This is a genomic window from Catenibacillus scindens, assembly GCF_014202115.1.
GTDB lineage: Bacteria > Bacillota > Clostridia > Lachnospirales > Lachnospiraceae > Catenibacillus > Catenibacillus scindens.
In genome coordinates this window covers 248,955-260,615 of record NZ_JACHFW010000004.1, presented here as the reverse complement: position 1 = coordinate 260,615, position 11,661 = coordinate 248,955, and the positions used below count along the sequence as shown (strand labels likewise).

The following is an 11,661-nucleotide window of genomic DNA, read 5'->3' as shown; positions in this document are numbered from 1 at the left end:
TTGAAGGTACAACACCTTTATTCCTCCTTAGCTCAGTCGGTAGAGCATTCGGCTGTTAACCGAAGTGTCGCTGGTTCGAGCCCGGCAGGGGGAGTATGGCTCCATGGTCAAGCGGTTAAGACACCGCCCTTTCACGGCGGTAACAGGGGTTCAAATCCCCTTGGAGTCATTCATCGGTGAATCTTTTAGTATCCGGTGACGGTTTATTCATAAGGATGTGCCGATGTGGCTCAATTGGCAGAGCAGCTGATTTGTAATCAGCAGGTTATCGGTTCGAGTCCGATCATCGGCTTTTCGGACCTTTAGCTCAGTTGGTTAGAGCAACCGGCTCATAACCGGTCGGTCCTGGGTTCGAGTCCCCGAAGGTCCATTAAAAAAAGAATATGGCCCAGTGGCTCAGTTGGTTAGAGCGCCGCCCTGTCACGGCGGAGGTCGAGGGTTCGAGTCCCTTCTGGGTCGTTTATCAAGCACTAGGTGTGAGATAATTTTTATGGGGTCTTAGCTCAGCTGGGAGAGCATCTGCCTTACAAGCAGAGGGTCACAGGTTCGAGCCCTGTAGGCCCCATTGGATGCCGGCGTGGCGGAATTGGTAGACGCACAGGACTTAAAATCCTGCGGGACTTACCTCCCGTACCGGTTCGATTCCGGTCGCCGGCACTCGAAATCTTTATAATTGAATATGTGCGCATAGCTCAGCTGGATAGAGCGTCTGACTACGGATCAGAAGGTCGGGAGTTCGAATCTTCTTGCGCACGCTTCTTAAAAAGCCCTGAATTTTCAGGGCTTTTTGTTTTTACCCAGACTTGAATTTGTACTATATTTTTGTATATAATGATGTTGGGATTAAACGATTTTTAATCCTGACCCCGTTATTCATGAATCTACATGAAAACTATTAAAGTAAAGGAGGGCGTCAGTATGTTCTGCACAAACTGTGGCAGCAAGCTGCCGGAAGGCGCTGCTTTCTGCACAAACTGTGGTGCCAAAGTGATTTCTGATGAAAGTGATTTACATAATCAAACAACATTTAATCTTAATAATGGAGATATATCAGGTAGAGATATAGCGAGCAATGTGAATAACAATATTCCAATTTCTGATGTGGAGGAGACAGTTGTTATTCCAACTAATCCGCAGCAGCATTCTTCCAGTGATGATACGCAGGCTGTATTTAATGATATCCAGGAAAGTTTGGCTAATCCTGAGATGAATTTTGTGGAGGAGGTGGCAGACAGAGGCTTTCGACCGGAACCCAATGGTTCAGGAGGAAGCCCTTCGGGTCCTGAAGGGCCTATAGAGCCCGGTAATAGCAATGATAATGATAATGAAGATGACAGTGGCCAAGCGCCAAAACAGAAGAAAGTTTTGTGGCTGGTTGTGGGCATTGTAGCTGCTGCAGTTGTTGTAGTGGTTATCATTATTGCCATCATTTTTATGTTATCTCCGGGAAAAAGGCAGAGAGATGCTTATGAAAATCAGGTAACGCAAGGGGAAGAGTTCATAAAAAATTCCAACTATGACGATGCCATTGAGGCTTTTCGGGATGCTATTGAAATTGACAAGAATGAAGAAGACGCATATGTAGGACTGGCAGATGCCTATATTAAAAATAAAGAATACCGGAAAGCCGCGGAAATACTTCAGCAGGGAAGTAAAGTCAGTGGAAGTAAAGAGCGCATTGAGGAAAAGAAAGAGGAGCTTTATAATCTGGCTCCTGAATTGGAAGAGGAATTTGAGTCACAGCAGGAAGACAGTAAGAGTTCTCAATCAGAATCTCAGGTTGCGCAAAATGATACAACTCAGCCAGTAACTCAGGCGCCGGAGAGTGAGACAAACCCGCCGGCGACTCAGGCGCCGGAAAGCGAGACAACCCCGCCGGCGACTCAGGCGCCGGAAAGCGAGACAACCCCGCCGGCGACTCAGGCGCCGGAGAGCGAGACAACCCCGCCGGCGACTCAGGCACCGGAGAGCGAGACGACCCCGCCGGCGACTCAGGCGCCGGAGAGCGAGACGACCCCACCGGCGACTCAGACACCGGAGAGCGAGACGACCCCGCCGGCCACTCAGGCACCGGAAAGCGAGACGACTCCGCCGGCGACTCAGGCGCCGGAAAACGAGACGACCCCGCCGGCGACTCAGGCGCCGGAAAGCGAGACGACCCCGCCGGCCACTCAGGCGCCGGAAAGCGAGACGACCCCGCCGGCGACCCAGGCACCGGAAACTGGAGATAGCGAATCGCCATCACAGAGCGAATCGGAAAGTTCTCTGCCAGAGGAAACACAGGAGAGTGATTCTCAGGATAGTATTTATGTGGTTGGAAATTTCCAATACAGGCTTTTAACTTATGAGAGCAGCGCTACATTTGATGATGGAAGTGTGGGCGGCTACACAAAAGTAGTTTATCCTTATTTGCTTGGAGATACAGACGGGGAGAAAGCTATCAATAGAGCTATGGAAGCCTACATTGACCAGGCAAGTGAGAATGAGAATGCCACAGAAGCACTCACAGGGGAGGAAGATTATGAATTTCCGCTGTACTATGAGTCGTCGGTGGAGATTATTTATAATGATTACGGAATGATTTCCATGTCTTTTGCCGGGACAGCTAATAACGGAAGTGGCAAGGATAATATTGGGGGAGGTTTCATTTTTAATGAGTCAGATGGTCAGAAGTTGAGTATGTCTGATGTTTTATATGGTGATCAGAAAGACATCCAGAGTTTGATCACCCAGTATTATCTCCCACAAGAGAATGAGAATGTCCCGGCTGAAGAGTTTGTCCGGTTGATGTTTGAGGGAGCGGATAATTTTTATTTGACTGATAAAGGACTGTACTGCAGTACTTATAATGAAGAAAACATCAATCTTTCAGTGTTGATTCCATTTACCGCCAAGGAGTGGTTCCGATTTTTAAGTGATATAGATCCCTCAAAGGAGCAGCCAGTCTCCGAGGTTTCCTGGATATTGGAACCTTCCCTGGAGTTTCAGGATATGCCGGTGATTATGGATGATTCCCATGGTTCTCTTGCCGTTACGGCTGGCCAGTATGATCTGGCCGTGTATGAGAGAGACGGAAAACTTGGTTTCATTGACTATGACGGAAAGGTTATTTCCGAGCCTCTGTATAACTGTGTTTTCAGTTGTCAGGCTAATGACAGCCAGACTTTATTTGCCTCACTTGCCGGCAGTGATGTGTGGTCCGCGTCAGCCATTAATCCTGAAAGCGGCCAGACTATGGAAGGAACTCATCAGGGACATGGTGGCAATGAAAGTATCTTGGTGTACTCCAGAAGCGACGGCAAATTATACGCTTTATCTTTCGATGGTTACACCCTGACTGAAAATTCTTCCGGGGAAGCAGTTCCGGCAGTAGTTGTAGACGATATCGCCGGGGCGGATTTTGATAAGATCAATGTCGGTGAAGGCGTTGTTTACGGTATCTGTTCGCCGGAGGGGACTGTGGATGAAAATTATTTATATGACAGGATATACACGGCATCTGACCAGCGCATGGTGGCCCTGTCCCAGGGAAAATACGGCGTCATTGATACCGATGGAAATGAGGTGATCCCCTTTGAATTTGAAGGGGCAAATTATCTGGATTTCGAGGGGATTTCCCAAAATCCCGGATCTGTGTTGCTGGCGGAAGGGCAGCCCTATCCTTACAGCGAAGGTTATATTTCATTGAAGAAAGATGGTCAGTGGGGATATTATGACATGGATGGCCAGTGTGTCACGGGGATGGTTTTTGAGGAAGCCCGTCCGGTACATAACGGCAGGGCCTTTGTTAAGCAGGATGGAAAATGGGGGATCATAGAGATCGCTCAGCCTGAGGAGCAGGCGTCGGAAAAGTAAGGATTATAATTAGATCTATACGAAGAGATAAAACAGAAAAATAAGACAAAACGTTTATTTTTCTCTGGAACGGAGATTGGAAATGTAACGCTTTGTCTTATTTTTTCCGGTGAAGAAACATTTGAATGATCAGCCACAGAACAAATATCAGGCATAGAAAGAAGCCTATGACACTGATTACAGGAAGTCCCCACAGGGTATGGGGCTGATCGGAGAGGCAGAGCAGAGCGCTGCCAATGAAAATACCGCAGGTCAGTAAAGCCAGAACTAAATGGTCAAAAGAGCGGCGGAAGCTGCCCAGCAGCCGATCTGATTCCGTAATGTCTATATTCAGCCGGGTCTGACCATTTTTGGTAATATTTAAAAGATCTGAAAGGAGCGCGGGGATGGAAAGCATCTTATCGGTGGATGTATAAATCTGCCGGATTTTATGCCGCAGTTCTCGTTTCAGGTCAATATGCTCAAGGACAGAGGATGATACATAGGATGTAAGGATCTGCATCAGATTTACCTGAGGCGCACAGGCACTTAATGTGCCTTCAATAGTGATCATGCTCCGTGCCAGCATAGTGATATCTGTGTTAATGGCAATGTGGTGTTTTTTTACAAGATCAAGAAGTTTCTCAATTAATTCACCAAGGCGCATCTCCCCAAAGCCCATATTCATATATTTGCTGACAATGTCATCAATATCTGTATAAAGTTCGGCGTGGTTAATCCGCGCTTTCGCTTCGCCCATAGAGAGAAGGACATTTTTTACACCATAAATATCATTCTGGAGAAGGGCGTAAACCGCTTTTTGTATGAGCATTTTGTTTCGTCCAGAAAGATGTCCGGTCATTCCAAGATCCAGCCAGGCGATCTGGCCGCCGCTGATCCAGAGATTTCCCGGATGAGGGTCAGCGTGAAAAAAACCGTCGTCGAGAATTTGCTTACAATAATTGGCTGCCGTTTTTTCACCGATTTCTTTCATATCATAGCCAAGCTCTGTAAGTTCTTGGACACGATCAATCTGAATGCCCTCAATATAACTCATGACGAGAAGCCGGGGAGTTGTCAGCTCGTGGATCACCTGGGGGCTGGTGATATAGACAATATCTTTCTGGTTTTCAAAAAAAAGATCACAGTTCTTAGCCTCCTGCTTAAAATCCATCTCCTCCTGGGATGTTTTCCACAGTTCGTCAATGATCGTGCCAAAATCAATTAAATTGCCCACGGAAGTCAGCTTTAAGAGTCCCGAAGCTCTTCTCATAAGGCGAATGTCATTTTCCATCATTTCGTGGATTGCAGGCCGCTGAACTTTGACAACAACTTTCCTGCCGTCCAGCAAGGTGGCAGCGTGAACCTGGGCGATAGACGCCGAACCTAAAGGCTGTGGCTCCACTTTTTTGAAAATCTGGGAAAAGGGGCGTCCAAGCTCTTGTTTGATAATCTGAAGGATCGTTTCAAAAGGAAGGGGGCGCACCTCCGTGCGAAGACGGGTCAGCTCCCGGCAGTATTTTTCCGGGAGCATATCTGAACGCATAGACATGATCTGGCCCAGTTTTACATAGGTAGGTCCCAGATCCTCCAGGATTTCCCTGAGTTTTTCTGGAGAAACGCCCTGAGAAAGATGATGTTTTTTTAAAACACCAAGGATTTCCCTGAGACGCTTCCCAGAACCCTTTTTTCCGGTCATTGAGGAGCAGCCTCATCCTTGGCAACGTCTGAGGCTTCCGGATCATCGGCCGCAGATGGGTTATCGCAGCTTTCCGGTTCGATGCTGTTATCCGCAGTATTGTCATCGGATGTCTCTTCAGCGTCTGCGGCATTTAGACGCTCCCGGAGCTGGTCCCGCTCCTCTTTGGTCATATGATCCACAGCCTTCATAACATCTTTATATTCCCGGATAATATTAACAGTGACATGGTCATTTACTTTTTTCTTTGCGTTGCGGCGCAGTTCTTCATTTAAAACTTTGCCCTGTTCTACAGTCAGTTCGCCTTTGGTTACAAGATTATCCACCAGGTCTTTGGCGGCCTCCGCCGTGGTAGCTACTGCACCTACACCGGCAAGGAATACTTTTTTTAATCCATCTGAAAGTTCCATAAAATCGACCTCCTTAACTTATAGGCGTATATCAGATGGGAGATGCCCCCGCCTCTATAGGCGGTGGGCAACAAATTCGTATCAGTGGCGGGGGTCAATCCCCCGTCTGATATACGCTCCGCGAGGATGAGCAGGGATTCGGATAGGAATTATGTCGGCTAAAGCTGACCCGAATCCCGCGCCAAGACTCGCGAGCGAGTCTTGAATGGGGAGAAAGGCAAGTTCATCCTGGTCTCACCACATTTATAGTATACCACAAATACGCTGCCATGGGACATCTTTGGAAAAATTTAAGAATCTTAAAAAATATTACTATTTACAGTCAATTAAAGCAGGAACCTCCATCAAATGAGCAATCATCGCTGCGGCAGCAGCGGTAAAGCCTGAAAAGCAGGTGAGATTGCGAATGATGCGTGCTGAACTGTTATGAAACTGCCATCAGAAAAGGTGGGACATATTTCCCCGGCGCTCATAAAAAAAGATATATTGCTGCATGACGCCGGCGCAGCCTTCGTACATAGAAAAATGATCATGGACCATTGTAGTGTAGAGGCGGTTTTTGGGAAGGTCTTTATAGGCATCCTGCCAATATTCCTTCATGAGTATCTTTTTTATCCATGTGTCTACCGGAAAGGCATTGACATGGTGCAGGCCGAAAAGACAGATACAGTTGGCCACTTTTTCACCGATTCCGTAAAACTGCATAAGATAATCCATGGCCTGGCGATAGGGCATGGACTTGAGGGCATCAAGATCCATGTGCTTACCGGCGGCGTCCTGACAGACCTGATAAATATATTTTGCCCGGTATCCAAGGCGGTGTTTTTTTAATTCCTCTAGGGAGGCGCGGGAGAGTTGGTATGGATCAGGAAAGCTGTAATATGTATGATTGCGGAAATTGACGGTAGCTGTGCCGTAAGAGCGGCACAGGTCTTCCACGGCCTGCCGGATCTGGGGAATGGCTTTTTGCTGAGAAATAATGAAAGTAATGATCATTTCCCAGAGATCCTGGCGCAGAATACGGATACCCTTTCCGAAATCGGCGGCCTTTAACAGATATTTGTCCGAAGGATCCACAGAGGCGATAATAGTGCCGTAATCAGTATCTATATCCAGATAGTTTTTCCAAAATGTTTCATCCTGTGGCATGCAAAGGAGAGTGATTTTCTCGCCCTTCTGATATAACTCGCAGTAACGACCGCTGCAGATAACGCTGAACCCCGGAATTTCTTTTGTATCTCCGTTTTTTTCACTTTCCAATGGGATCATGCGGAAGCACTGACCGGAATCCGCGATCTGGAAAAGATCCAGGTTGGGCTGGGAAAATGTAATTTGAATGGAGTCATTTGTAAAATTGTTCATAAATTTATCCTTTCTCAAAGGGACAAAAGACGCAGTATAATTGTCACTTTATGTCTATTATATCATGCCCGCTGCCGCGGTCATAGTAAAATTAATTTCCTAAAATGCTGTTGACTTTTTTTAATTTTGTGGATATAATAAGTTTGGTAGCGAACAATTAAATGTTTAATTATACGAATACGAAAAGTTTACTACTTATTAAATTGAGAGAGGAAGAGGAGGGAATGAGACAGTTCAACGAAAGTGTGGGTATTGAAGTACGCACGTTGAATAATATGATTTTCAGAACTTTATTTGCTTATGAAGCCAGTCGGGGAGTGGATGAGGTTACGGTGATGCATGGCTGGATCATTGGTTTTATATATGAAAATCCATCCAGAGAAATTTTCCAGAAAGATATTGAAGCCGAATTTTCCATAGCTAAATCCACGGTTACCGGAATATTAAAGCTGATGGAAAAGAAGGGATATATTGTCCGTGAATCTGTGGAGAGAGACGCCAGACTGAAAAAACTGGTGCTGACCCAAAAAGGGCGTGAGCTTCATGAGGGTACTGTAAAAAATCTTGATAAATTAGAAAAAAATATTCGCGAGGGGATTTCTGATGATGAACTGCAGTTGTTTTTCAGACTTGTTCATCAGATGAAATTAAACCTTGAAGATCATAATGAGAGATGAGGAGGTAGAGAAATCCATGATACGTTCACTTGCAAAGCATATTAATGGATTTAAAAAGGATTCTATACTGACTCCGGTGTTTATGCTTCTGGAGGTAGCTATGGAGATGGTCATCCCCCTGTTGATGGCGTCCATTATTGACGACGGCGTCGAGGCGGGAAACATCCATCATATCTATACTATTGGGATATGGATGGTCCTGGCAGCCTGTGTCAGTCTGATCGCAGGTGTTCTGGGAGGAAAATTTGGCGCGAGGGCGTCGACCGGATTTGCCAGAAATTTGAGAAAGGCTATGTATGAAAACATACAGACATTTTCTTTCTCCAATATTGATAAATTCAGTACAGCAGGTCTTGTTACACGTCTGACCACAGACGTGACGAATATGCAGAATGCCTATCAGATGATACTGCGTATGTGTACCCGGGCTCCAGCCAGCCTGATCTGCGCCATGGCGATGTCTTTTTTCATTAATGCCCGTCTGGCCTGTGTTTATTTGATTGCTGTAATTGTTTTGGGATGCTGTCTGTTTCTGATCATGAGCCGTACAACAAAATATTTCCAGCAGGTATTTCACCGCTATGATGATCTTAATGCCAGCATTCAGGAAAATATTAACGGCATTCGTGTAGTAAAGGCTTATGTCCGGGAAGATTATGAAAACAAAAAATTTACTAAGGCCAGCGGAAATGTTTATAAAATGTTTGTAAAAGCTGAAAGTATTCTGACGTTAAATGCACCGTTGATGCAGTTTACAGTCTATTCGTGTATTTTGTTGATTAGCTGGTTTGGGGCAAAGATGATTGTAAATTCCACATTCACTACAGGCGAGCTGATGAGTATGCTTACATACTGTATGAATATTCTCATGAGTTTAATGATGTTGTCCTTTGTATTTGTCATGATTACTATGAGTTATGCCAGCGCCCAGCGAATTTCCGAGGTTCTCAATGAAAAAAGTGATATTGTGAACCCTGAAAATCCTGTAATGAAAGTCAGCGATGGCAGTATTGTTTTTGATCATGTGGATTTTGCCTATAAGAAAAACAGCGAGGAACCGGTGCTTAAAGATATCAATCTTGCCATTCGTCCTGGTGAGACGATCGGTATTATTGGAGGAACGGGAAGTGCAAAGTCAAGCCTTGTCAATCTCATCAGCCGCCTGTACGATGTGACGGCAGGTTCTGTGTCTGTGGGCGGCGTTGATGTGCGAAAATATGATATTGAAACGCTGAGAAATGAAGTGGCGGTTGTCCTTCAGAAAAATGTGCTGTTCTCTGGAACAATCCTGGATAATCTTCGATGGGGCGATAAAAACGCTACGGAGGAAGAATGTATCCGTGCCTGTCAGTTAGCCTGCGCCGATGAATTTATTCAGAAGTTTCCTAAAAAATATGAGACGTATATTGAGCAGGGAGGTACCAATGTTTCCGGCGGGCAGAAGCAGCGCCTGTGTATTGCCAGAGCCCTTCTAAAAAAGCCAAAAATTCTGATTTTAGATGATTCTACCAGCGCGGTGGATACAGCGACAGACGCCAAGATCCGCAGGGCTTTCGCCGAGGAGATTCCAGGAACAACAAAGCTGATTATTGCCCAGCGTATCAGCAGCGTACAGCATGCCGACCGGATTATCGTTATGGATGACGGAAAAATCAACGGAATTGGCACTCATGATGAGCTGCTTGAAACCAATGGAATTTACAGAGATGTCTATGAATCCCAGACAAGCGGCGGCGATTTTGATGAAAACGGAGGTGAAAGGTAATGCCGGGACCAAGAATGAGAGGACCGAGACCAAAAGTAAAAAATCCAGGAAAGCTTTTGATTCGGATTTTAGCCTATGTAATGAAGCATTACAAATTTAGCTGCATTATTGTTGCCGTATGTATATTGGTCAGCGTACTTGCTAATGTTCAGGGAACCATGTTTATGCAGACCCTCATTGACGATTACATCCTTCCAATGCTCCGCTCTGCTGACGCGCCGGATTTTGGACCTTTACTGAGTGCTATTTTAAGAGTTGCAGGATTTTATGCCATTGGTGTTTTATCTACCTTTACTTACAACCGTATTATGGTTAATGTCACCCAGGGAACATTGAGATATTTAAGAAATGATATGTTTACCCATATGGAAAGCCTGCCTATCCGGTATTTTGATACCCATGTTCATGGAGATATTATGTCGGCTTACACTAACGATATTGATACGCTCCGACAGATGATCAGCCAGAGTATGCCACAGATGCTTTCCAGTGTTATTACGATTATCAGTGTACTGGTCAGCATGATCATTTTGAATATTCCTCTGACCATTATTACATTAATGATGGTAGGAATCATGGTAATTGTGACGAAAAAGCTGGGCGGATTAAGCAGCCGTTACTTTATGGCCCAGCAGCAGGATCTGGGCGCCCTGGACGGTTTTATTGAGGAAATGATGGAGGGTCAGAAAGTTGTCAAAGTGTTCTGCCATGAAGAGGAGAGCATGGATGAATTTAATGCCAGAAACGATCAGCTTTTTGAAAGTTCAGATAACGCCAATAAATTTGCCAATATACTTATGCCAGCCAATGCCCAGATTGGTAATATCAGTTATGTAATTTGCGCAATTGTGGGTGGTATCCTAGCCATTAATGGTGTTTTCGGGTTCACATTAGGTGGGCTGGCCAGTTTCCTTTCTTTTAATAGGGGCTTTACTATGCCGATTAATCAGGTGAGTCAGCAGTTTAATGCGATCATTATGGCTCTTGCAGGCGCTGACCGTATATTTAAGCTGTTGGATGAAAAACCGGAAGTAGATGACGGTTATGTTACTCTGGTTAATGTTGAGAAGCACGATGACGGTACATTGACAGAGACCGATAAGAGAACCGGACATTGGGCATGGAAACATCACCATAAAGCAACGGGAACTACAGACTATATTGAACTTCAAGGGAATGTAGAATTTAATGATGTGGACTTTGGGTATAATCCGGATAAGATTGTACTTCATAATATAAAAATGTTTGCTACACCAGGACAAAAGATCGCTTTTGTCGGATCTACAGGTGCGGGAAAAACCACCATTACCAACCTGATCAATCGTTTTTATGATATTCAGGATGGGAAGATCCGTTATGACAGTATAAATATTAATAAAATAAAAAAAGCAGATCTAAGACGTTCCTTGGGTATTGTTCTCCAGGATACCCAGTTGTTTACCGCCACAGTTATGGATAATATCCGCTATGGGCGGCTGGACGCTACCGATGAAGAAGTTATTGCCGCGGCAAAGCTGGCCAACGCCGATTCTTTTATCCGTCATCTCCCCGAAGGCTATCAGACAGTGATCACCGGCAACGGCGCCAATTTAAGCCAGGGGCAGAGACAGCTCCTCTCCATCGCCCGGGCTGCGGTGGCTGATCCTCCGGTATTGATCCTTGATGAGGCAACGAGTTCCATTGATACCCGGACCGAGCGTTTAGTTCAGGACGGTATGGATAAACTTATGGCGGGAAGAACCACATTTGTTATCGCCCACCGTCTGTCCACCATTAAAAACAGCGATTGTATTATGGTTCTTGAAAACGGGCGGATCATTGAGCGAGGTTCCCACGATCAACTGATTGCCGAGAAGGGACGGTATTATCAGTTGTATACGGGAAATCCTGCGGCGGAAAAACAGGAAGCGTAAC

The 11,661-nt window shown here is 45.5% G+C and carries 7 protein-coding genes and 8 tRNA genes; 12 read left to right on the top strand and 3 right to left on the bottom strand.

Going from position 1 to position 11,661, the window contains the following annotated elements; all coding sequences use genetic code 11:
- The first annotated feature begins 21 nt into the window (after positions 1-21).
- The 9 genes from HNP82_RS07455 to HNP82_RS07415 all read left to right on the top strand — a co-directional run bounded on the left by HNP82_RS07455 (position 22) and on the right by HNP82_RS07415 (position 3,855).
- A tRNA-Asn gene (locus tag HNP82_RS07455) sits at positions 22-94 on the top strand.
- Positions 95-97: 3 nt separating this feature from the next.
- Positions 98-169: transfer RNA gene (locus HNP82_RS07450), tRNA-Glu, on the top strand.
- Between the two features lie 50 nt (positions 170-219).
- Positions 220-292 (top strand) — tRNA-Thr (locus HNP82_RS07445).
- Between the two features lie 4 nt (positions 293-296).
- Positions 297-370: transfer RNA gene (locus tag HNP82_RS07440), tRNA-Ile, on the top strand.
- Between the two features lie 15 nt (positions 371-385).
- Positions 386-459: transfer RNA gene (locus HNP82_RS07435), tRNA-Asp, on the top strand.
- Between the two features lie 33 nt (positions 460-492).
- Positions 493-565: transfer RNA gene (locus HNP82_RS07430), tRNA-Val, on the top strand.
- 6 nt (positions 566-571) lie between these two features.
- Positions 572-657, top strand: a tRNA-Leu gene (locus HNP82_RS07425).
- A gap of 24 nt (positions 658-681) precedes the next feature.
- Positions 682-755: transfer RNA gene (locus HNP82_RS07420), tRNA-Arg, on the top strand.
- Between the two features lie 163 nt (positions 756-918).
- On the top strand, positions 919-3,855 hold the full coding sequence (locus HNP82_RS07415; RefSeq protein WP_183772938.1) for a WG repeat-containing protein: 2,937 nt from the start codon (positions 919-921) through the stop codon (positions 3,853-3,855).
- A gap of 97 nt (positions 3,856-3,952) precedes the next feature.
- On the opposite strand, the gene HNP82_RS07410 is transcribed toward HNP82_RS07415, so the two are convergent.
- The 3 genes from HNP82_RS07410 to HNP82_RS07400 form a co-directional block, all read right to left on the bottom strand.
- Positions 3,953-5,533: an ABC1 kinase family protein gene (locus HNP82_RS07410; RefSeq protein WP_183772936.1), complete on the bottom strand. Its 1,581-nt coding sequence runs from the start codon at positions 5,531-5,533 to the stop codon at positions 3,953-3,955.
- On the bottom strand, positions 5,530-5,943 hold the full coding sequence (locus HNP82_RS07405) for a phasin family protein (RefSeq protein ID WP_183772935.1): 414 nt from the start codon (positions 5,941-5,943) through the stop codon (positions 5,530-5,532). The genes HNP82_RS07410 and HNP82_RS07405 overlap by 4 nt, the downstream gene beginning before the upstream one ends.
- 438 nt (positions 5,944-6,381) lie before the next feature.
- Entirely contained in the window at positions 6,382-7,305 is a 924-nt protein-coding gene (locus HNP82_RS07400; protein WP_183772934.1) for a DNA glycosylase, read from the bottom strand.
- Positions 7,306-7,529: 224 nt separating this feature from the next.
- Between HNP82_RS07400 and HNP82_RS07395 the strand changes: the two genes are divergently transcribed.
- The 3 genes from HNP82_RS07395 to HNP82_RS07385 are packed head-to-tail and all read left to right on the top strand — an operon-like array spanning position 7,530 to position 11,660.
- Positions 7,530-7,982 carry a MarR family winged helix-turn-helix transcriptional regulator gene (locus HNP82_RS07395; protein ID WP_183772933.1) on the top strand — a complete coding sequence of 151 codons (453 nt, stop codon included), beginning with the start codon at positions 7,530-7,532 and terminating at the stop codon, positions 7,980-7,982.
- Positions 7,983-7,998: 16 nt separating this feature from the next.
- Positions 7,999-9,747 (top strand): ABC transporter ATP-binding protein, encoded by a 1,749-nt coding sequence (locus HNP82_RS07390; RefSeq protein WP_183772932.1) that lies wholly within the window; start codon positions 7,999-8,001, stop codon positions 9,745-9,747.
- A complete protein-coding gene (locus tag HNP82_RS07385; RefSeq protein ID WP_183772931.1) occupies positions 9,747-11,660 on the top strand; it encodes an ABC transporter ATP-binding protein in 1,914 nt (637 codons plus the stop codon). The genes HNP82_RS07390 and HNP82_RS07385 overlap by 1 nt, the downstream gene beginning before the upstream one ends.
- Position 11,661 lies beyond the last annotated feature (1 nt).

Coding starts and splice junctions, on each gene's coding strand:
- HNP82_RS07400 (WP_183772934.1), bottom strand. CDS start 7,305: ATGAACAATTTTACAAATGACTCCATTCAAATTACATTTTCCCAGCCC.
- HNP82_RS07405 (WP_183772935.1), bottom strand. CDS start 5,943: ATGGAACTTTCAGATGGATTAAAAAAAGTATTCCTTGCCGGTGTAGGT.
- HNP82_RS07395 (WP_183772933.1), top strand. CDS start 7,530: ATGAGACAGTTCAACGAAAGTGTGGGTATTGAAGTACGCACGTTGAAT.
- HNP82_RS07385 (WP_183772931.1), top strand. CDS start 9,747: ATGCCGGGACCAAGAATGAGAGGACCGAGACCAAAAGTAAAAAATCCA.
- HNP82_RS07390 (WP_183772932.1), top strand. CDS start 7,999: ATGATACGTTCACTTGCAAAGCATATTAATGGATTTAAAAAGGATTCT.
- HNP82_RS07415 (WP_183772938.1), top strand. CDS start 919: ATGTTCTGCACAAACTGTGGCAGCAAGCTGCCGGAAGGCGCTGCTTTC.
- HNP82_RS07410 (WP_183772936.1), bottom strand. CDS start 5,533: ATGACCGGAAAAAAGGGTTCTGGGAAGCGTCTCAGGGAAATCCTTGGT.